This window comes from Stappia sp., from assembly GCF_048268045.1.
Classification (GTDB): Bacteria; Pseudomonadota; Alphaproteobacteria; order Rhizobiales; family Stappiaceae; genus Stappia.
Genome location: NZ_JBLWWG010000002.1, coordinates 88,621 through 106,572, shown reverse-complemented (window position 1 = coordinate 106,572; position 17,952 = coordinate 88,621). Strand labels below are relative to the sequence as shown.

The following is a 17,952-nucleotide window of genomic DNA, read 5'->3' as shown; positions in this document are numbered from 1 at the left end:
GTTGCGGCCGCATGGCGCGGCCGGATGACGATTGGGTGCTGAATGTCCGACACGATCAAGCTGATTTCCCCGGTTGACGGCTCGGTCTATGCCGAACGTCCCGTGGCCACGGGAGCGGAGATCGACCAGGCGGTGGCCGAGGCGCGCGCCGCGCAGGTTTCCTGGGCGGCGACGCCGCTGTCCGAGCGCTGCGATGCGGTGCTTGCCGCGGTTGCGGCGCTCGAGGCGATGAACGACGAGATCGTCCCGGAGCTCGCCTGGCAGATGGGCCGGCCGATCCGCTACGGCGGCGAACAGGGCGGCACGCGCGAGCGCACCGACTACATGGTGAAGATCGCCGAAGAGGCGCTGAAGCCCCGCCGTCACACCGACCGCCCGGGCTTCACCCGCTATGTCAGACCCGAGCCGCTCGGCGTCGTCATGGTCATCGCGCCCTGGAACTATCCCTTCATGACGGCGATCAACACCATCGTCCCGGCGCTGATCGCCGGCAACACGGTGATCCTCAAGCACGCCGCCCAGACCCTGCTTGTCGGTGAGCGGCTGGACAAGGCCTTCCGCGCCGCCGGCCTGCCGAAGGGCGTTTTCCGCAACATCGTGCTCAACCACGGCCAGACCGAGGCCCTGCTCGGCTCGGGGCGCATCGATCACATCAACTTCACCGGCTCCGTTGCCGGCGGGCGCGCCATCGAGAAGGCGGCGGCCGGCACCTTCGCCTCGCTCGGTCTCGAGCTCGGCGGCAAGGATCCTGCCTACATCCGCGCCGACGCGGATGTGGCGGCGGCGATCGACGGCATCGCCGACGGGGCGTTCTTCAACTCCGGCCAGTGCTGCTGCGGCATCGAGCGCATCTATGTGCACGAGAGCCACTTCGACACGGTGGTCGAGGGGCTGGTGAATTTCGCCTCCAGCTACAAGCTCGGCAATCCGCTCGAGGAGGCGACGACGCTCGGGCCGATGGCCCAGGCGCGCTTCGCCGCCCATGTGCGCGAGCAGACCGCCGAGGCCCTGCGCAAGGGCGCGCGGGCGCTCGTCGACCCGAAGCTCTTCCCGGCCAATGAGGAGGGCACGCCCTATCTGATGCCGCAGGTTCTCGTCGACGTCGATCACCAGATGTCGGTGATGCGCGAGGAGAGCTTCGGCCCGGTGGTCGGTGTCATGAAGGTGCGCGACGACGAAGAGGCGGTCTCGCTGATGAACGACAGCCCCTACGGGCTCACCGCCTCGATCTGGACCGCGGACGAGGCGGCGGCGATTTCGGTCGGCGACCGCATCGAGACGGGCACCGTCTTCATGAACCGCTGCGACTATCTCGACCCGGCCCTGGTGTGGACCGGCGTCAAGGAGACCGGCCGGGGCGCGGCCCTGTCCGAGTTCGGCTACATGTCGCTTACCCGGCCGAAGTCCTACCACCTGCGCACCTCGCTCTGAGGCGCGTCCCCAACCGGTTCCCCGTTCCCGGCGCGTTCTCCGCTCCGGGGACGGCTCGTTTCTCCCTCGCTCTCAAGGTCGAACGCTCATGAGCTCCACGCCTTCCGTCAACTGGTCCTATCCGACTTCCGTGCGTTTCGGCGCCGGGCGCATCCAGGAGCTTGGCTCCGCGGCGAAGCGCCTGGGCATGTCACGCCCGCTCCTCGTCACCGATCCGGGCCTTGCGCGCCTGCCGATGGTCGGCGAGGCGCTCGAGATCCTGAAGGCCGCGGGCCTCGAGCCCGGCCTCTTCAGCGAGGTCAAGCCGAACCCGACCGGCGCCAATGTCGAGGCCGGCGTTGCCGCCTACCGCGCCGGCGGCCACGATGGCGTCATTGCCTTCGGCGGCGGCTCGGGACTGGATGCGGGCAAGGTCATTGCCTTCATGTCCGGCCAGACGCGGCCGATGTGGGACTTCGAGGACATCGGCGACTGGTGGACGCGCGCCGATCCGGACGGCATCGCCCCGATCCTCGCCGTGCCGACCACCGCCGGCACCGGCTCCGAGGTCGGCCGCGCCGGCGTCATCACCAACGAGGAGACTCACACCAAGAAGGTCATCTTCCATCCCAAGATGCTGCCCGGCATCGTCATTTGCGATCCGGCGCTGACCGTGGGCATGCCGCGCTATTTCACCGTCGGCACCGGCATGGACGCGCTCGCGCACTGCCTGGAGGCCTATTCCTCGACCTTCTACCATCCGATGGGCGACGGCATCGCGGTGGAGGGCATTCGCCTCGTCTTCGAGAACCTGCGCCGCGTCGCCGACACGCCGGACGATCTTCTCGCCCGCGGCCACATGATGTCGGCCGCAGCCATGGGCGCGGTCGCCTTCCAGAAGGGGCTCGGCGCCATCCATGCGCTCTCCCATCCGGTCGGCGCGCTCTACGACACCCACCACGGCATGACCAACGCCGTCTTCATGCCCTATGTGCTCGCCTTCAACCGCGACGCCATCGAGGAGAAGATCGTGCGTCTGGCCGGCTATCTCGGCATGTCCGGCGGTTTCGACGGCTTCATGAAGGAGATCCTGGCGCTGCGTGCCGATCTCGATGTGCCGCAGACGCTGGCCGGGTTGAAGATCGACGGCGCCCAGGCGGCGAAGATCGCCGAGATGGCCGTGGTCGATCCGACCGCCGGCGGCAATCCGGTCGAGCTTACCGTTGACGGCGCCCGCGCCATCTTCGACGCGGCGCTTGCCGGAAAGCTCTGATCCCCGCCCCTTCCGGTGCGCCGGAAGGAGGCAACGAGACGGCGCGCGGGCGGGATCGGCCCGCGCGCTTTTTGCCGCACTTGGCGCGCGCGTCGTCGCGCCGTCGATTGACAGCGGCGGGCTTCCCCCCCTACATGCCCCTTTGCGATTTCCGGACGCCGACGCCGGGTTCCGGGGCAAAGAGACGACGGGCACAGGACGGGCAGATGACTGAGACGCGGATCGACCGCCGCTTTGCGGCATGCCGGGCCGAGAACCGGCCGGCGCTGGTGACCTTCGTGACCGCCGGCGACCCGGACCTTGCGACCTCGCAGGCCATTCTCGACGCGCTTCCCGGCGCCGGCGCGGATGTGATCGAGCTGGGCATGCCTTTCTCCGACCCGATGGCCGAGGGCATTCCGATCCAGCTTGCCACCCAGCGCGCGCTGGCCGGTGGCCAGACCATGGCCCGCACGCTCGACATGGTGCGCGCCTTCCGCAAGCATGACGACGACACGCCGATCGTGCTGATGGGCTACTACAATCCGATCTATGTGCGCGACCCGGAGGCCTTCGTCGCCGAGGCGAAGGAGGCTGGCGTCGACGGGCTGATCGTCGTCGACATTCCGCCCGAGGCCGACGACGAGCTCTGCCTTCCCGCGCTGGCCGCGGGGCTGAACTTCATCCGCCTGACGACGCCGACGACCGACGACCGCCGCCTTCCTGCCGTGCTCGCCAACACCTCCGGTTTCGTTTATTACGTCTCTGTGACCGGCATCACCGGCGCAACCATCTCGAGCCGCGCCAATGTCGCCGAGGCGGTGCGTCGCATCAAGCGCCACACGGATCTGCCGGTTGGCGTCGGCTTCGGCGTCAAGACCGCCGAGGACGCCGAGGTTATCGGCCGCGATGCGGATGGCGTCGTTGTCGGCTCGGTGCTGGTCGAGGCGGTGCGCAACAGCCTCGATGCCGAGGGACGCGCCACCGGCGCGACGGTGGAGGCGGTCTCCGCGCTGGTGCGCGAACTTGCCGGCGGGGTCGCCCGTTCCCGGGCGGCCGAAGGGGTCAACTGACGAATTTTCGCGCGGGGGCCGAGAGCGCTCGCCGCGCGCCGAACCAACACAACGGACGGTAACTGCCTTGAACTGGATCAACAACGTCGTTCGCCCGAAGATCCGCGGCTTCCTGCAGAAGCGGGAGGTGCCGGAGAACCTCTGGATCAAGTGTCCGGAGACTGGCGAGATGGTCTTCCATCGCGATCTCGAGGCCAACCAGTTCGTGGTGCCGAACTCCGGCCACCACATGCGCGTCTCGGGTGCGAAGCGGCTGGAGCTGTTTTTCGACGACGGCGCCTACGAGAAGGTCAAGACGCCCGAGGTGGTGGCCGACCCGCTCAAGTTCCGTGATGGAAAGCGCTATACCGACCGCATCCGCGATGCCCGCACCAAGACCGGTACGGACGACGCGGTGACGGTGGCGACCGGCACCCTGCGCGGAATGCCGATGACGGCGGCGGTGCAGGATTTCGCCTTCATGGGCGGATCGCTCGGCATGGCAGCCGGCGAGGCGGTGCTTACCGGGCTGGAGACGGCCGTCGAGCGCGGCACGCCGTTCGTGCTCTTCGCCGCGTCGGGCGGCGCGCGCATGCAGGAGGGCATCCTGTCGCTGATGCAGATGCCGCGCACCACCATCGGTGTGCAGATGATGCGCGAGGCCGGGCTGCCCTTCATCGTCGTCTTCACCAATCCGACGACCGGCGGCGTCACCGCTTCCTATGCCATGCTCGGCGACGTGCATCTGGCGGAGCCGGGCGCGCTGATCGGCTTCGCCGGTCCGCGCGTCATTGAGCAGACCATCCGCGAGAAGCTGCCGGAGGGCTTCCAGCGCTCCGAGTATCTGCTCGATCACGGCATGGTCGACATGGTGGTGCACCGTCACCACCTGCCGGAGACCATCGCCCGCATCTGCCGCATCCTGACCAAGACCGAGGTATCCGTGCCGGAGATGGCCGAGCTCGAGGCGCCGGCGGAAGACGCTGCGCCGGTGCAGGGCGAAGCGGCCGCGACCGATCAGGGCGCGACCTGAGGAGAGCGTCGGGGCAGGATCGGTCATGCCGGAAAACCGGCGAGGCCTGTCGCCCGTCCGACACCGCGCCTGAAACGGGCTTGCGGGCGGCGGCGGCGATATCCTAACCAGACTGGGCGAGCGCGCGTCTCGCGGTGTGCGGAGGCAGCGGCTTCCGGCGCGCCGGACCATAGCCGCAACGGGCAGCGACATGGATCAGGTCACCGCAATTCTCGACAGGCTTCTGGCGCTGCATCCGCGCGAGATCGACCTGTCGCTCGGGCGCATGGAACGGCTTCTCGAGGCGCTTGGGCGTCCTCAGGACCGCCTGCCGCCGGTGATCCAGATCGCCGGCACCAACGGCAAGGGCTCGACCACGGCCTTCATGCGCGCCATCCTCGAGGCGTCGGGCAGCCGGGTTCATGTCTACACCTCGCCCCATCTCGTCAGCTTCAACGAGCGCATCCGCCTTGCCGGACGCATCGTCGACGATGCCCGTCTCATCGCCGCCCTCGATATCTGCGAGCAGGCCAACGCCGGCAACGAGATCACCTTCTTTGAGGTGACGACCGCCGCCGCCTTCCTGCTGTTCGCCGAGGAACCCGCCGACGTTCTGCTGCTCGAAGTGGGGCTTGGCGGGCGGCTCGACGCCACCAATGTCATCGACGCGCCGCTTGCCGCGACGATTACGCCGGTCTCCATGGATCACGAGCGCTACCTGGGCGAGACCCTGGCCGAGATCGCCGGCGAGAAGGCCGGCATTCTCAAGCGCGGCCGGCCCGCGGTCATCGCGCCGCAGGGCGAGGAGGCCCTTGAGGTCATGCGCGCGCGCGCCCGCGAGCTTGGCGCGCCGCTTTCCGTCTTCGGTGAGGATTTCATGGCCTGGGAAGAGGCGGGCCGGCTCGTCTATCAGGACGAGGCCGGGCTTCTCGACCTTCCCGCCCCGCGCCTTTACGGCCGTCACCAGTTCGTCAACGCCGGCATGGCGATCGCCAGTCTGCGCCTGGCCGGCCTGCTGCCCGCCGTGCCCGCCATCGAGCGCGGGCTGCGCGCGGTCGACTGGCCGGGGCGCATGCAGCCGCTCAGCCACGGCCCCCTGTTCGATCTCTGCCCGCCGGGCACCGAGCTCTGGCTCGACGGTGGCCACAATCCCGGCGCGGGCGTTGCCATCTCCGCCGTCATGGCCGAGCGCGAGGAGGCGGATCCGCGTCCGTTGCGCCTTGTTACCGGCATGCTGAAGACCAAGGATCCTGTCGGGTTCTTCCGTCCCTTCGAGGGGCTGGCCTCGCACGTCGCCTGCGTGCCGCTGACGTCGACGCAAAGCGGACGCGATCCGGCCGAACTCGTCGTCGCCGCGCGGGCCGCCGGTCTTTCGGCGACGCAAAGCCCTTCGCTCGCTGCCGCGCTCGCTGCCGTCGGCGAGGGGCTTGCCCCTGGAACCGCGCCGCGCGTCCTCGTCTGCGGCTCGCTCTATCTCGCCGGCGAGGTGCTCGCGCTCAACGGCCTGAAGCCGGTCTGACGCCGGTTCCAGGTCCGTCGGGAGGGGCGAGCCGCCTGCCCGCCGGGGGGCTCACAGCTTGCGCAGGCGAACCTCGTCGATGGTGTGGTTTCTGGCCTTGTGCAGGATCAGGTCGGCGCGCGGGCGTGTCGGCAGGATGTTGTCCTGCAGGTTCAGCAGGTTGATTTCCCGCCACAGGTCCTCCGCGATTTCCAGGGCGTCCTCGTCGCGGGTCAGCGCGTATTTGTTGAAATAGGACCCGGGGTCGCGGAAAGCGGTCTCGCGCAGCCGCATGAAGCGCGACACGTACCAGTCGTGCAGCACGTCCTCCTCGGCGTCGATATAGATCGAGAAGTCGAAGAAATCGGAGACGAAGGGCACTTCCTTACCGTCGCGCGGCAGGTTCGAGGTCTGGAGCACGTTCAGACCCTCGAGGATGAGGATGTCCGGCCGGTCGACGGTGACGAACTGGCCCGGCATCACGTCATAGTAGAAGTGGGAATAGACCGGCGCGCGCACATGCCGGCGCCCGGCCTTCAGGTCGGAGAGGAACTTGAGCAGCGTCGGCCGGTCATAGCTCTCCGGGAAGCCCTTGCGCCGCATCAGGCCTTCCGCCTCCAGCACCGCGTTGGGGTGGAGAAAGCCGTCGGTCGTCACCAGGTCGACCTTCGGGCTTGCCGGCCAGCGGGCGAGCAGCGCCTGCAGCAGGCGCGCCGTCGTCGACTTGCCGACGGCAACGGAACCGGCGATGCCGATGATGAAGGGGTTCTTCATCTCGTTGCTGCCCAGGAAGCCGGTGGTCGCCCGGTGCAGCTGCTGGGCAGCTTCCACATAATAGGCGAGCAGCCGCGAGAGCGGCAGCAGGATCGATTCCACCTGGCCGATGGAAACCGGGTCGTTGAGGCTTTGCAGCCGGCTCACCTCGGCTGCGGTGAGCGTCATCGGCGTGTCGGCGCGCAGGCGCGCCCACTCCGCCTCTGTGAAGACCCGGTAGGGAGAAAGTTCATCCTCCCGGTATTTGTCGAGGCTCTGTTCCATGGCGACGGTCTGTTGCCACCCACGCTGCGGCCCTCCCCTCGACGCGGTGTTTCCCGGTCGCGCGGCTGGCCTCGATCCTTTCGCGCCCGGGCCGCACCTCGCGACCGGAGCCGATGCCGTCACGCTTCGCGGCGTGACGCCTTTTCCTCAAGTCCCGTCTGGCCGGTCCTGCGTGCCAGTTCCGCCATGACCTCGTCGAGCGGCAGGTCGCGGGCGTGGAGCAGCACGAGAAGATGATAGAGCAGATCGGCGGCCTCGCCCCGCAGCCCGTCGCGGTCGCCTTCGACGGCGGCGATGGCGGCTTCCACCGCTTCCTCGCCGACCTTCTGGGCGATCTTGGAAACGCCCTTCGTCATCAGCCGGGCTGTGTAGGACGACGGGTCGTCGCTTTGCGCCCGCTTGCGCACGATGGCATCGAGTTCGCCGAGAGTGAAGGTCGTTTCCGTCATGGGTTTGGCGCCTTCGCTTGGCCGTACGTCACGGGTCCAGCCGCATGGCGATACCGGCCTTGGCCATGTGGGTCTTGGCCTCGCGGATCGTATGCGTGCCGAAATGGAAGATCGAGGCGGCGAGAACCGCCGTGGCATGGCCGTCGCGCACGCCCTCGACCAGATGATCGAGCGTGCCGACGCCGCCGGAGGCAATCACGGGAACGCTCACCGCGTCGGCGATGGCGCGTGTCAGCGCGAGGTTGAAGCCGGTGCGCGTACCGTCCCGGTCCATCGAAGTCACGAGCAGCTCGCCGGCGCCGAGGTCCACGGCTTTCCTGGCGAACTCCACCGCGTCGATGCCGGTCGCCGTGCGTCCGCCGTGGGTGAAGATCTCGAAGCGCTCCGGCTCGCCGGGCGCGTTGACCTGCTTGGCGTCGATGGAGACGACAATGCACTGCGCGCCGAACTTCTCCGCCGCCTCGCGGATGAACTCCGGGTTCTTCACCGCCGCAGTGTTGATTGACACCTTGTCGGCGCCGGAGATCAAGAGCTTGCGGATGTCCTCGACCGTGCGCACGCCGCCGCCCACCGTCAGCGGCATGAAACAGGCCTCGGCGGTGCGCCGCACCACGTCGAAGATCGTCGCCCGGTCCTCGTGACTTGCGGTGATGTCGAGGAAGCAAAGCTCGTCCGCGCCCGCCGCGTCATAGGCCTTGGCGGCCTCCACGGGGTCGCCGGCGTCGACGAGGTTGACGAAGTTGACGCCCTTGACGACGCGGCCGTCCTTCACGTCCAGGCAGGGAATAACTCGAGCTTTCAACATCTTAGGCGGTTATCCAGCGTATTTCGCGGTCGCAGCATACAGCCCCTGCCCTCCGGTGCAAAGCCGGGAAAAGGGGGAAGGACCCCGCCCGCGCCGCGCGGAACCGGGGCTTGCGGGATCTCAGCTGCCGGAAAGCACCGCCAGCGCTTCGGCCGGGTCGAGGCGGCCGTCGTAGAGCGCGCGGCCCGAGATCGCGCCGTCAAGTCTGGCGCATTCCGGCGAGGCGAGGCGGCGGACGTCGTCGATGGAGGCAAGGCCGCCAGAGGCGATCACCGGGATCGAGGTCGCGTCGGCCAGTTCCAGCGTCGAGCTCCAGTTGATGCCGGCGAGCACCCCGTCGCGGTCGATGTCTGTGTAAATGATCGCTGCGACGCCGGCGTCCTCGAAGCGGCGTGCCAGATCCACCACCGAGAGCTCAGAGGTTTCCGCCCAGCCCTCGACGGCGACCTTGCCGCCGCGTGCGTCGATGCCGACCGCGATCCGCCCCGCAAAGGCAGCGCACGCCTGGCGCACCAGCTCCGGGTCGCGCACTGCCACCGTGCCGAGGATGACCCGCGCGATGCCCTTCTCAAGCCAGGCCTCCACATGGGCGAGGCTGCGGATGCCGCCGCCGAGCTGCACCGGGTTGCGGGTCGCGGCGAGAATAGCGTCGACGGCCGCGCCATTGCGGCTCTCGCCGGCGAAGGCGCCGTCGAGGTCGACCACGTGCAGCCAGTTGAAGCCCTGTTCCTCGAAGCTCAGCGCCTGCGCGCCGGGATCGTCGTTGAAAACCGTCGCCTGGTCCATGTCGCCGAGCTTGAGGCGCACGCACTGGCCGCCCTTGAGGTCGATGGCGGGGTAGAGAATGGGCATGGGATGTCCGTGTCTTCTTGCGTCGGGCGGCCGGCTCAGGGCGCCCAGTCGATGAAATTGGCGATCAGCGCGAGGCCGAGGCGCTGGCTCTTTTCCGGGTGGAACTGGGTGCCCACCATCGTGTCGCGCGAAACGACGGCGGTGATCGTTCCGCCGTAGTCCGCGGTGGCGAGCACGTCCTGCTGCCGTTCCGCCTTCAGGTGGAAGGAGTGGACGAAATAGGCGTGCAAGCCGTCCGGGCCGGTGTCGATGCCGGAAAACAGCGGGTGGGTCGCGTCGCGCAGCGAAATCGTGTTCCAGCCCATGTGCGGGATCTTCAGCGCCGGGTCATCGGGGGTGATCGCGGTGACGTCGCCGGGGATCCAGCCGAACCCCTCGGCCCTCTCGAACTCAAGGCCGCGGCTCGCCATCAACTGCATGCCGACGCAAATGCCGAAAAAGGGGCGGCCCTTCGCCTCCACCGCGTGGACCAGCGCCTCCTCCATGCCGTCGACCGCGCGCAGGCCGCGCCGGCAGTCGGCGAAGGCGCCGACGCCGGGCAGCACGATGCGGTCGGCCCGCGCCACCACGTCCGGATCGGCGGTCACCCGCACCTTCGGGCTCCGGGCGTGCCCGTGCGCCGCCCGCTCGAAGGATTTCTCGGCGGAGCGCAGGTTGCCGGATCCATAGTCGATGATGGCGATCAGCATGGGATGTGTCCGTTCGGGGAGGTGCATTCGGGAGAAAGTGAAGGGAAGCTCAGGGGCGCGGGCGGGCGAGGCTCAGGCCGACGACATGCCCGCCACCCAGCTGCGGCGTAGGGCCGTGGCGGTGGAAATCCGCATCGCCGGCCGGATTGCCGGGAGGAGATGCGGCCGGCGGGCCGGCGGCGGGGGCGAGCGCGGCCGTGAAGAAGCGCCGTTCGGCATCGTCCCGGTTGCCCGCCTCGACGACGGCGGCAAAGCGCCAGCCGCGCTGCTCCAGCGTCCAGCGGCGCAAGCCGTTCGCCTCGAAGGCGAAGAGCGTCGTTGCCAGCAGCGTCACCACGCCGGGTGCCGGGCCGCCGATCAGCCTGGAGGCGACTTCCGTGGCGACGACGAAGAGCAGACAGACGATGAGGACGAGCCACAGCCGCCGGACGAGCAGCCACGGCAAGGGGAGGAACAGCGCCGGCCAGCAGAACCCGTCCTTGATGAAGACGATCCGCTCCAGCTCGGCCTTGGAGGCGGTCGCCGGGCTGCCTTTCATGTCGGGCGGCAGCATCACCATGTGGATCGCCATTCCAGCCTCTCCCTGTCTGCGCCGGCCTGGTTGCGGGCCCGTGCCGAGCCCGCACGGACCGTGCGGAAAACGATGCGGCCGGGCGGCTTGCGCGCGCGGCCGGGGCGTCGCTCAGCCGCCGAGCTGGCCCTTGGTGGAAGGCACCCGGCCAGCCTGACGCGGGTCCGGCTCGATTGCCTGCCGCAACGCCCGCGCGACCGCCTTGAAGCAGGTCTCGGCGATGTGGTGGCAGTTGGAGCCGTGGAGATTGGCGATATGCAGTGTGATGCCGGCGTTCATGGCGAAGGCGCGGAAGAACTCCTCGAAGAGCTCCGTGTCGAAATCGCCGATCTTGGCGCGCGGGAAGGTCACGTCCCAGACGAGGAAGGGGCGGCCCGACACGTCAAGCGCGCAGCGCGTCAGCGCCTCGTCCATGGCGAGGTGACAGTCGGCATAGCGGGTGATGCCGGTCATGTCGCCGAGAGCCTGGCGCAATGCCTGCCCGAACGCGATGCCCACGTCCTCCGCCGTGTGGTGGAAGTCGATATGGATATCGCCTTTGGCGGCGACCGTCATGTCGATCAGTGAATGGCGGGAAAGCTGCTCGAGCATATGGTCGAGAAAGCCGACGCCGGTCTCGATCTGGAACGTGCCGGTGCCGTCAAGCGCGACGGTCACGGCGATGTCGGTTTCCTTGGTCTTGCGCGAGATCGACGCTGTGCGCATGGGCGAAAGGATCCTCTGTCGGCCGCGAATGTGCGCGGCCCCGCCAAGATGATAGGTGGCTTGTAACAGGTGCACCGCCGCAATGAAATACCCGCGCGGATCGCGCTGCTCTGGTCAATTCGGGCCGGCTTGGCTAAGACGGAGGGAACCGCGCCCGCCGGCCCCCGGCCAGAGGCGGCCCGGGCGCGGCGCACCGACCATCCGGAGACCCGAAAAATGCCGTCCGACACTCTCGCCGTTGCCGCCGATCCCGAGCCTTCCCCTATGTCCGCCTTCCGCCCCGCCAGCGCCCGAGACCGCCTGATCCTTGGCCTCGACGTGCCGACGGTGGAGGAGGCACGCGAGATCGTGCGCGAGACGGCCGGGTCGGTCGGCACCTACAAGATCGGCATGCAGCTCCAGTTCGCCGGCGGTCTCGCGCTTGCCGAGGAGCTTGCCCGCGAGGGGCACGGCATCTTTCTCGACGTCAAGCTTCTCGACATCGACAACACGGTGATGAAGGCGGTGGAGAACATTGCCCGAATGGGCATGCGCTTCGTCACCATCCACGCCTATCCCAAGGCGATGCGCGCTGCCGTCGAGGGGCTTGCGGCCGGCGGTGGCAAGGTCTGCCTGCTCGGCGTCACCGTGCTCACCTCGATGGACGAGGACGATCTGCATGACGCCGGCTATGCCGGTTCGGTCGAAGATCTGGTGGTGGCGCGCGCCGCGGCGGCTCGGGCCGCCGGCATGGGCGGCATCGTCTGCTCGCCGCAGGAAGTCGGCGCTCTGCGCGATGTGCTTGGCCCCGGGCTCGTCGCCGTCACCCCGGGCATTCGCCCGTCGGGCGCGGCCGCCGGCGACCAGAAGCGCATCATGACGCCGGGCGATGCGATCCGCGCCGGCGCCGACTATCTGGTCGTCGCCCGTCCGATCCTTGGCGCCACCGACCGTCGTGCCGCGGCGGACGGCATTGTCGCCGATATCGAGGCGGCTCTCTGACGGCTTACTGTATCTGACGCGAAAAGGCCCGGCGGACTGCCATCCGCCGGGCCTTTTCGTGTTCGCGTCGGGGTTTGGCCGCCCACCCGCATCGGCGCTTTGTCAGCGCGCGCGTGCCACCGCATCGGCCAGATGGGTGACGGCTGCCTGCACGCCACCCGATCCGTGCGGAATCGCAAGCGCCTGCAGGCCCATCTCGATGGCGCCCAGCGTGCCCAGGATCATCGGTGCGTTGACATGGCCCATGTGGCCGATGCGGATGCCCTGGCCGGCGATCTCGCCGATGGTGCCGCCGATGGTGACGCCGCAGACCTCCTCGCAGAAGCGCCGCAGTCCGGCCGGATCGAAGCCCGGTGTCAGGAACACGGAGACGGAGGCCGAGCGCTCCGCCGGCTCCAGGATGTTGAACTCGATTGCTCCGCCCTCGGCCCACACGGCGATGGCTGCCTTGACCGCGCCGGAGAGCGCCGCATGGCGGCGGAAGGCGGCTTCCAGCCCCTCGTCGAGCAGCAGGTCGAGCGCCTGGCGGAAGCCAAAGAGCAGGTGCTCCGGCGGCGTGCCGCAGTATTTCATGTAGTGCTCGTCGCCGAGCCGCCGGGTCCAGTCCCAATAGGCGGTGCGCAGCTTGGCGCTCGCATGGGCCTCGAAGGCACGCGGGCCGGCGGCGATGAAGCCGAGGCCGGGCGGGGTCATCAGTCCCTTCTGGGCGGCGCTGATGGCAAGGTCGACGCCCCAGGCGTCCATCTCGAAGGGGGCGGTGCCGAGCGAGGCGATGGTGTCGACCATGAAGAGCGCCGGATGGCCGGCCGCGTCGATGGCCCGGCGCAGCGCCGGTATGTCGTTGAGCACGCCCGAGGCGGTGTCCACCTGCACCGTCATCACTGCCTTGATCGTGCCGTGCGTGTCGGCCGCCAGCCGCGCCCGCAGGGCATCCGGATCGACCGCGCTGCGCCAGCTTCCCGGCAGCACCTCGACGTCGACGCCGAGCGCGCTGGCGATCTCCCCCCAGCCGCGGGCGAAGCGGCCGCAGTCCAGCACCAGCACCTTGTCGCCGGGCGACAGGGTGTTGGAAAGCGCCGCCTCCCAGGTGCCGTGCCCGTTTGCCGCGTAGATGAAGGTCTTGGCCGTCTCGGTGCGGAAGATCGCCTTCAGGTCGGCGAGGCAGCGGTCGGTGAGTTCGACCAGCGGCCCCTGGCGAATGTCGATCGCCGGCCGGTGCATGGCGCGCAGCACCTCGTCGGGAACATTGGTGGGACCCGGAATCATCAGGATCTCGCGGCCTTTGGCGAGCATGGTGCACCTCTGCGGGAAAGGAGCGCGGCGGCGGGCCTGCCGGCTCCGGGCCAGGCCCATGCGGGCCGGTCCATGTGGGGGGATGGGCGGCGGCGTCGCGGTCGCCCTGAAAGGAATGTCAGACCACGTTATTTTCAGACAGCTTGCGCCCTTCCGCAAGTCTGTCGAAGGCAAGCGGCGAAAGATCGAGCGTCGTGTAGCGTCCGTGAACCAGCAGTTCGGCAAGCCCGCGGCCCACCGCCGGCGCCTGCTGCAGCCCGTGACCGGAGAAGCCGGCCGCGACATGGAGCCCGGGCACGGCGGCGACCGGTCCGACAAAGGCATTGTGGTCGAACAGGTTCATGTCGTAGTGCCCGGCCCATGCCCGGCCAGGCTTGATCGCCTCGAAGGCGGGCACGCGGGCGGCGAGCGTCGGCCACAGATGGTCGTCGAAGAAGCCGTGCTCGACGTCGAAGTCGCCGGTCTCCGGGTCGGCCGCCTCCTCCGGCGCGGAGCCGCACAGGAACCCCGTGCCCTCCGGGCGCACATAGGTGCCGTTCGGATCGATCATCAGCGGGCAGTCGGCGACCGGCTCGCGGCAGTCGAAGGTGAAGATCATCCGCTTGCGGCTCTCGATGGGCAGCTCGACGCCCAGGTCCCGGCAGATCCGCCGGGCGCCGCTGGCGCCGGCCGCGTTGACCAGCCGTTCGCAGGTGATGGCGCTGCCGTCGGAGAGGGTCAGGCGGAAGCCGGCGCCGTCGCGCTCTGCGCGCAGCACCTCGGCCGCGAGATAGGGAACGCCATGCGCGCGGGCGCGCTTGCGAAACGCCTGCATCAGCCCGTAGCCGTCGAACCAGCCTTCTCCGCTCCGCCCCCAGCAGCCGGCGGCAATGCCATCGGTGCTGAGCCAGGGGAAGCGCGCGGCAAGCGCCTCCGGCTCGAGAAACAGGATGTCGGCGCCGAGTTTCGTCTGCAGCGCGTGGTTCGCCTCCAGGATCGTCCGCTTTTCCGGCGTGGCGAGGAAGAGATAGCCGCCCTCGTGCAGGTCGATCGCAGGTCGCTCGTCGCCAACGGCGAGGCGCGCGCCGATGTCACGCAGGAAAGCGATCCCGTAGAGCGAGATCTCGATGTTGATGGCGGTGGAGAATTGCTGGCGGATCGAGGCGGCCGACAGCGCCGAGGCGCAGAACTGGTAGGAGGGATCCTTCTCGATGACGAGATGGGAGCCGGTCCAGCGGGGATCCATTGCCAGGTGGCAGGCGATGGACGATCCCGTCACCGCGCCGCCGACGATGGCGATGTCGACATGCCGCACGCTCTTGCCCGTCCCGCTCATCGCGTCCCCTGCTCCGCCGTTCGTGTCTCCCGTACGTCGGGGCCGGGCAATCCCCGCCCCCAAGGCCGGCGCGAGAGCCGCGCCGGCCGCTTTTCATGTCGATATCAGAAGAACGCCTGCAGGCCGGTCTGGGCGCGGCCGAGGATCAGCGCATGGACGTCATGCGTGCCCTCGTAGGTGTTCACGGTCTCCAGGTTCTGCGCGTGGCGCATCACGTGGTATTCTTCCTGAATGCCGTTGCCGCCGTGCATGTCGCGGGCCTGGCGGGCGATGTCCAGCGCCTTGCCGCAATTGTTGCGCTTGACGATGGAGATCATCTCCGGCGCCGCGCGGTTCTCGTCGAGCAGCCGGCCGACGCGCAGGGACCCCTGCAGGCCGAGCGAGATCTCGGTCTGCATGTCGGCGAGCTTCTTCTGGAAGAGCTGCGTCTGGGCCAGCGGCTTGCCGAACTGCTTGCGGTCGAGGCCGTACTGGCGGGCGCGGTGCCAGCAGTCCTCGGCGGCGCCCAGCGCACCCCAGGAGATGCCGTAGCGGGCGCGGTTGAGACAGCCGAACGGCCCCTTCAGGCCGGAGACGTCGGGCAGCAGCGCGTCTTCGCCGACTTCCACATTGTCCATGACGATCTCGCCGGTGATCGAGGCGCGCAAGCTGAGCTTGCCGCCGATCTTCGGGGCGGAGAGGCCCTTCATGCCCTTTTCCAGAACGAAGCCGCGGATCGCGCCGTCATGGGCCTCCGACTTCGCCCAGACGACGAAAACGTCGGCGATCGGCGAGTTGGAGATCCACATCTTGGAGCCCTTGAGGCGGTAGCCGCCGTCGATCTTCTCGGCGCGGGTGCGCATGCCGGCGGGATCGGACCCGGCGTCCGGCTCGGTCAGGCCGAAACAGCCGACCCATTCGCCGCTCGCGAGCTTGGGCAGGTACTTCTTGCGCTGCTCCTCGGTGCCATAGGCGTAGATCGGGTACATCACCAGCGAGGACTGCACCGAGTTCATCGAGCGGTAGCCGCTATCGACCCGCTCGATCTCTCGGGCGACGAGACCGTAGGCCACGTAGGAGGCGCCGGCGCAGCCGTACTCCTCCGGGAGCGTCACGCCGATCAGGCCGAGTTCGCCCATCTCGTTGAAGATCTCGCGGTCGGTCTTCTCGTGGGCATAGGCCTCGAGCACGCGCGGCTGGAGCTTTTCCTGCGCATAGGCGCGCGCCGTTTCCATGATCAGGATCTCGTCCTCGGTGAGCTGGTCGCGCAGCAGGAACGGATCGTCCCAGGCAAAGCGGCCGCCACCGGTCGGATCGGACTTGGTGTGGGCGGATGTGGCGGTCATGTTCATTCCTCCAGGTGGCCGGACGGCTGTCGCGCGCGATGGGTCGCGGTCGCCAGGCACGTCCGCTCGTATCTTGAAACCGGCGGGAGTGTCCGGTCTGTGCAGGCCCGCGCAAAGTGATATGTTGTCGCGGGTTCATGAGCGAATGGAATAGGTTTTGAAACGCGGTTTCGTCCCCCATGCCGACAGTCTGATCGCCTTCGAATGCGCGGCGCGCCACGGCAGCTTCACCCGCGCGGCGGAGGAGCTGCACCTGACACAGGGCGCGGTGTCCAAACAGGTGCGCCATCTCGAGACCCGCCTTGGTGTCGAGCTGTTCAAGCGGGTACGCCAGCGCATCGTGCTGACCGACGCCGGCCGGCTTTATCTTCAGGACGTGCGCGGTGCGCTGGAGAGCCTGATCTCCGCCACCCGCCAGGTCATGTCCTTCGCCGGCAACGAGGATGTGCTGAATCTCGCAACGCTGCCCTCCTTCGGCACCCGCTGGCTGGCGCCACGGCTCTCGCGTTTCATCGAGGACTGTCCGACGGCGAGCTTCAGCGTCGCCGTCCGCCTGCGGCCGTTCGATTTCGCCAAGGAGCCGTTCGACATGGCGATCCACTACGGCGATCCGGTCTGGGCCGGCGCGGTCGCCGAGCCGCTGTTTCGCGAGGATGTGATCGCCGTCGCCTCCCCGGGTTTTCGCGAGCGTCACCGGATCGACGCCCCCGCCGATCTCGCGCCGCTGTTGCGGCTGCACCAGTCGACGCGCCCGCTGGCCTGGCGGCAGTGGTTCGAATGCGCCGGCGTCGAGACCGACCTCGCCTTTCAGGGGCCGCGTTTCGAGCAGTTCGTGATGATGGCGGAAGCTGCCGCCAGCGGTCTCGGCGTGGCGCTGGTGCCTCGCTTCTTCGTCAAGAGCGAGCTCGACGAGGGGCGTCTGGTGCAGCTTTTCGACACGGTGCTGCGGCTGCCGTCGGCCTATCATCTCGTCTATCCGGAGAACCGGACGCTGCGTCCGGTGGCGGAGCGGTTTCGCCGTTGGCTGAAGCACGAGGTCGCGGCGGAGACGCTGTAGTCGATTTCAACGATTGAAGTTCCACGTATGTTTTTGGGGTTTGCAGGTTCCGCGAATCCTGTTGGTATCAATCTTGTCTTCAGTCATGGAGATGCGGCGGTCCTGATCGTGAGGCTCCCCCCTCCCTCCTCGCGGTCAGGACCATTTTTCCTTCTGGTCGGTAACCTTCTGGTCGGTAAAATGAAAACTTGGGGTCTTCCGTCCGGAAGGCCCTTTCTTCTTTTGGCCGACAGGGCGCCGCGATCGTCTTCCTAGCGGCACTTGGGAACGGCCTGCCCGGGAACATGAACCCGGACGCGGGTCACGCCGCGGCGCAGGAACCGGAGTTCGCGCGCCGCGCGCCGCGACACGTCGATGACCCGCCCGCGCACGAACGGCCCCCGGTCGATCACCGTCAGCACGACCTTGCGGCCGTTGGCGAGGTTCTCGACCACGACCTTGGTGCCGAAGGGCAGGGTGCGATGCGCGGCCGTCATCTTCTCCGGATCCGCCATCACGCCGCTGGCCGTTTTGCCGGTCAATTGGTACCAGGAGGCCTTGCCGCACTCTGCCGCGACTGGCGAACCTGCGCAAAAAACCGCCACGAACGCTGCGGCGATTGCGTATGGACGAGGCTTGCGAATCATCTGTTGCGGTCCATAATCGTTT

General features: G+C 68.3%; 18 protein-coding genes. 7 read left to right on the top strand and 11 right to left on the bottom strand.

What is annotated here, in order from left to right:
• The first annotated feature begins 42 nt into the window (after positions 1-42).
• The 5 genes from ACN0WF_RS03050 to ACN0WF_RS03030 all read left to right on the top strand — a co-directional run bounded on the left by ACN0WF_RS03050 (position 43) and on the right by ACN0WF_RS03030 (position 6,245).
• Positions 43-1,431, top strand: a complete 1,389-nt coding sequence (locus ACN0WF_RS03050) for an aldehyde dehydrogenase family protein (protein WP_417771307.1) — start codon at positions 43-45, stop codon at positions 1,429-1,431.
• Between the two features lie 88 nt (positions 1,432-1,519).
• Positions 1,520-2,683 carry an iron-containing alcohol dehydrogenase gene (locus ACN0WF_RS03045; RefSeq protein ID WP_417771306.1) on the top strand — a complete coding sequence of 388 codons (1,164 nt, stop codon included), beginning with the start codon at positions 1,520-1,522 and terminating at the stop codon, positions 2,681-2,683.
• 206 nt (positions 2,684-2,889) lie between these two features.
• Positions 2,890-3,735, top strand: coding sequence for a tryptophan synthase subunit alpha (gene trpA / locus ACN0WF_RS03040; protein ID WP_417771305.1), 846 nt, complete (start codon positions 2,890-2,892; stop codon positions 3,733-3,735).
• 67 nt (positions 3,736-3,802) lie between these two features.
• Positions 3,803-4,747 carry an acetyl-CoA carboxylase, carboxyltransferase subunit beta gene (gene accD, locus ACN0WF_RS03035; protein WP_417771304.1) on the top strand — a complete coding sequence of 315 codons (945 nt, stop codon included), beginning with the start codon at positions 3,803-3,805 and terminating at the stop codon, positions 4,745-4,747.
• A 190-nt stretch (positions 4,748-4,937) separates the two neighbouring features.
• Positions 4,938-6,245: a bifunctional folylpolyglutamate synthase/dihydrofolate synthase gene (locus ACN0WF_RS03030; protein WP_417771303.1), complete on the top strand. Its 1,308-nt coding sequence runs from the start codon at positions 4,938-4,940 to the stop codon at positions 6,243-6,245.
• Between the two features lie 51 nt (positions 6,246-6,296).
• Here ACN0WF_RS03030 and coaA read toward each other — a convergent pair whose 3' ends face one another.
• The 7 genes from coaA to hisB all read right to left on the bottom strand — a co-directional run bounded on the left by coaA (position 6,297) and on the right by hisB (position 11,333).
• Positions 6,297-7,262: a type I pantothenate kinase gene (gene coaA / locus ACN0WF_RS03025; protein ID WP_417771302.1), complete on the bottom strand. Its 966-nt coding sequence runs from the start codon at positions 7,260-7,262 to the stop codon at positions 6,297-6,299.
• Positions 7,263-7,381: 119 nt separating this feature from the next.
• A complete protein-coding gene (locus ACN0WF_RS03020) occupies positions 7,382-7,711 on the bottom strand; it encodes a phosphoribosyl-ATP diphosphatase (protein ID WP_417771301.1) in 330 nt (109 codons plus the stop codon).
• A gap of 28 nt (positions 7,712-7,739) precedes the next feature.
• Complete coding sequence (gene hisF / locus ACN0WF_RS03015; protein ID WP_417771300.1) at positions 7,740-8,516, bottom strand: imidazole glycerol phosphate synthase subunit HisF; 777 nt, start codon at positions 8,514-8,516, stop codon at positions 7,740-7,742.
• Positions 8,517-8,636: 120 nt separating this feature from the next.
• Complete coding sequence (hisA, locus tag ACN0WF_RS03010; protein WP_417771299.1) at positions 8,637-9,368, bottom strand: 1-(5-phosphoribosyl)-5-[(5-phosphoribosylamino)methylideneamino]imidazole-4-carboxamide isomerase; 732 nt, start codon at positions 9,366-9,368, stop codon at positions 8,637-8,639.
• A 35-nt stretch (positions 9,369-9,403) separates the two neighbouring features.
• Positions 9,404-10,057, bottom strand: a complete 654-nt coding sequence (gene hisH / locus ACN0WF_RS03005; RefSeq protein WP_417771298.1) for an imidazole glycerol phosphate synthase subunit HisH — start codon at positions 10,055-10,057, stop codon at positions 9,404-9,406.
• 49 nt (positions 10,058-10,106) lie between these two features.
• Positions 10,107-10,628: a DUF2628 domain-containing protein gene (locus ACN0WF_RS03000; protein WP_417771297.1), complete on the bottom strand. Its 522-nt coding sequence runs from the start codon at positions 10,626-10,628 to the stop codon at positions 10,107-10,109.
• 111 nt (positions 10,629-10,739) lie between these two features.
• On the bottom strand, positions 10,740-11,333 hold the full coding sequence (gene hisB / locus ACN0WF_RS02995) for an imidazoleglycerol-phosphate dehydratase HisB (RefSeq protein ID WP_417771296.1): 594 nt from the start codon (positions 11,331-11,333) through the stop codon (positions 10,740-10,742).
• 216 nt (positions 11,334-11,549) lie between these two features.
• Here hisB and pyrF point away from each other — a divergent pair, with 216 nt between their 5' ends.
• On the top strand, positions 11,550-12,314 hold the full coding sequence (gene pyrF, locus ACN0WF_RS02990; RefSeq protein WP_417771295.1) for an orotidine-5'-phosphate decarboxylase: 765 nt from the start codon (positions 11,550-11,552) through the stop codon (positions 12,312-12,314).
• A 102-nt stretch (positions 12,315-12,416) separates the two neighbouring features.
• Here the strand turns inward: pyrF and ACN0WF_RS02985 are convergent, their stop codons facing one another.
• The 3 genes from ACN0WF_RS02985 to ACN0WF_RS02975 form a co-directional block, all read right to left on the bottom strand.
• A complete protein-coding gene (locus ACN0WF_RS02985; RefSeq protein ID WP_417771294.1) occupies positions 12,417-13,607 on the bottom strand; it encodes a pyridoxal-phosphate-dependent aminotransferase family protein in 1,191 nt (396 codons plus the stop codon).
• 118 nt (positions 13,608-13,725) lie between these two features.
• Positions 13,726-14,922: an NAD(P)/FAD-dependent oxidoreductase gene (locus ACN0WF_RS02980; protein ID WP_417771293.1), complete on the bottom strand. Its 1,197-nt coding sequence runs from the start codon at positions 14,920-14,922 to the stop codon at positions 13,726-13,728.
• A 104-nt stretch (positions 14,923-15,026) separates the two neighbouring features.
• Positions 15,027-16,247, bottom strand: a complete 1,221-nt coding sequence (locus tag ACN0WF_RS02975; protein WP_417771292.1) for an acyl-CoA dehydrogenase — start codon at positions 16,245-16,247, stop codon at positions 15,027-15,029.
• 157 nt (positions 16,248-16,404) lie between these two features.
• Between ACN0WF_RS02975 and ACN0WF_RS02970 the strand changes: the two genes are divergently transcribed.
• Positions 16,405-17,304: a LysR substrate-binding domain-containing protein gene (locus tag ACN0WF_RS02970; RefSeq protein WP_417771291.1), complete on the top strand. Its 900-nt coding sequence runs from the start codon at positions 16,405-16,407 to the stop codon at positions 17,302-17,304.
• Between the two features lie 251 nt (positions 17,305-17,555).
• Here ACN0WF_RS02970 and ACN0WF_RS02965 read toward each other — a convergent pair whose 3' ends face one another.
• Positions 17,556-17,888: a septal ring lytic transglycosylase RlpA family protein gene (locus ACN0WF_RS02965; protein ID WP_417771703.1), complete on the bottom strand. Its 333-nt coding sequence runs from the start codon at positions 17,886-17,888 to the stop codon at positions 17,556-17,558.
• Between the last annotated feature and the right edge of the window lie 64 nt (positions 17,889-17,952).

Coding starts and splice junctions, on each gene's coding strand:
- ACN0WF_RS03030 (WP_417771303.1), top strand. CDS start 4,938: ATGGATCAGGTCACCGCAATTCTCGACAGGCTTCTGGCGCTGCATCCG.
- hisA (WP_417771299.1), bottom strand. CDS start 9,368: ATGCCCATTCTCTACCCCGCCATCGACCTCAAGGGCGGCCAGTGCGTG.
- hisF (WP_417771300.1), bottom strand. CDS start 8,516: ATGTTGAAAGCTCGAGTTATTCCCTGCCTGGACGTGAAGGACGGCCGC.
- ACN0WF_RS03050 (WP_417771307.1), top strand. CDS start 43: ATGTCCGACACGATCAAGCTGATTTCCCCGGTTGACGGCTCGGTCTAT.
- coaA (WP_417771302.1), bottom strand. CDS start 7,262: ATGGAACAGAGCCTCGACAAATACCGGGAGGATGAACTTTCTCCCTAC.
- hisB (WP_417771296.1), bottom strand. CDS start 11,333: ATGCGCACAGCGTCGATCTCGCGCAAGACCAAGGAAACCGACATCGCC.
- ACN0WF_RS03020 (WP_417771301.1), bottom strand. CDS start 7,711: ATGACGGAAACGACCTTCACTCTCGGCGAACTCGATGCCATCGTGCGC.
- ACN0WF_RS02975 (WP_417771292.1), bottom strand. CDS start 16,247: ATGACCGCCACATCCGCCCACACCAAGTCCGATCCGACCGGTGGCGGC.
- hisH (WP_417771298.1), bottom strand. CDS start 10,057: ATGCTGATCGCCATCATCGACTATGGATCCGGCAACCTGCGCTCCGCC.
- ACN0WF_RS03000 (WP_417771297.1), bottom strand. CDS start 10,628: ATGGCGATCCACATGGTGATGCTGCCGCCCGACATGAAAGGCAGCCCG.
- pyrF (WP_417771295.1), top strand. CDS start 11,550: ATGCCGTCCGACACTCTCGCCGTTGCCGCCGATCCCGAGCCTTCCCCT.
- ACN0WF_RS02985 (WP_417771294.1), bottom strand. CDS start 13,607: ATGCTCGCCAAAGGCCGCGAGATCCTGATGATTCCGGGTCCCACCAAT.
- trpA (WP_417771305.1), top strand. CDS start 2,890: ATGACTGAGACGCGGATCGACCGCCGCTTTGCGGCATGCCGGGCCGAG.
- ACN0WF_RS02980 (WP_417771293.1), bottom strand. CDS start 14,922: ATGAGCGGGACGGGCAAGAGCGTGCGGCATGTCGACATCGCCATCGTC.
- ACN0WF_RS03045 (WP_417771306.1), top strand. CDS start 1,520: ATGAGCTCCACGCCTTCCGTCAACTGGTCCTATCCGACTTCCGTGCGT.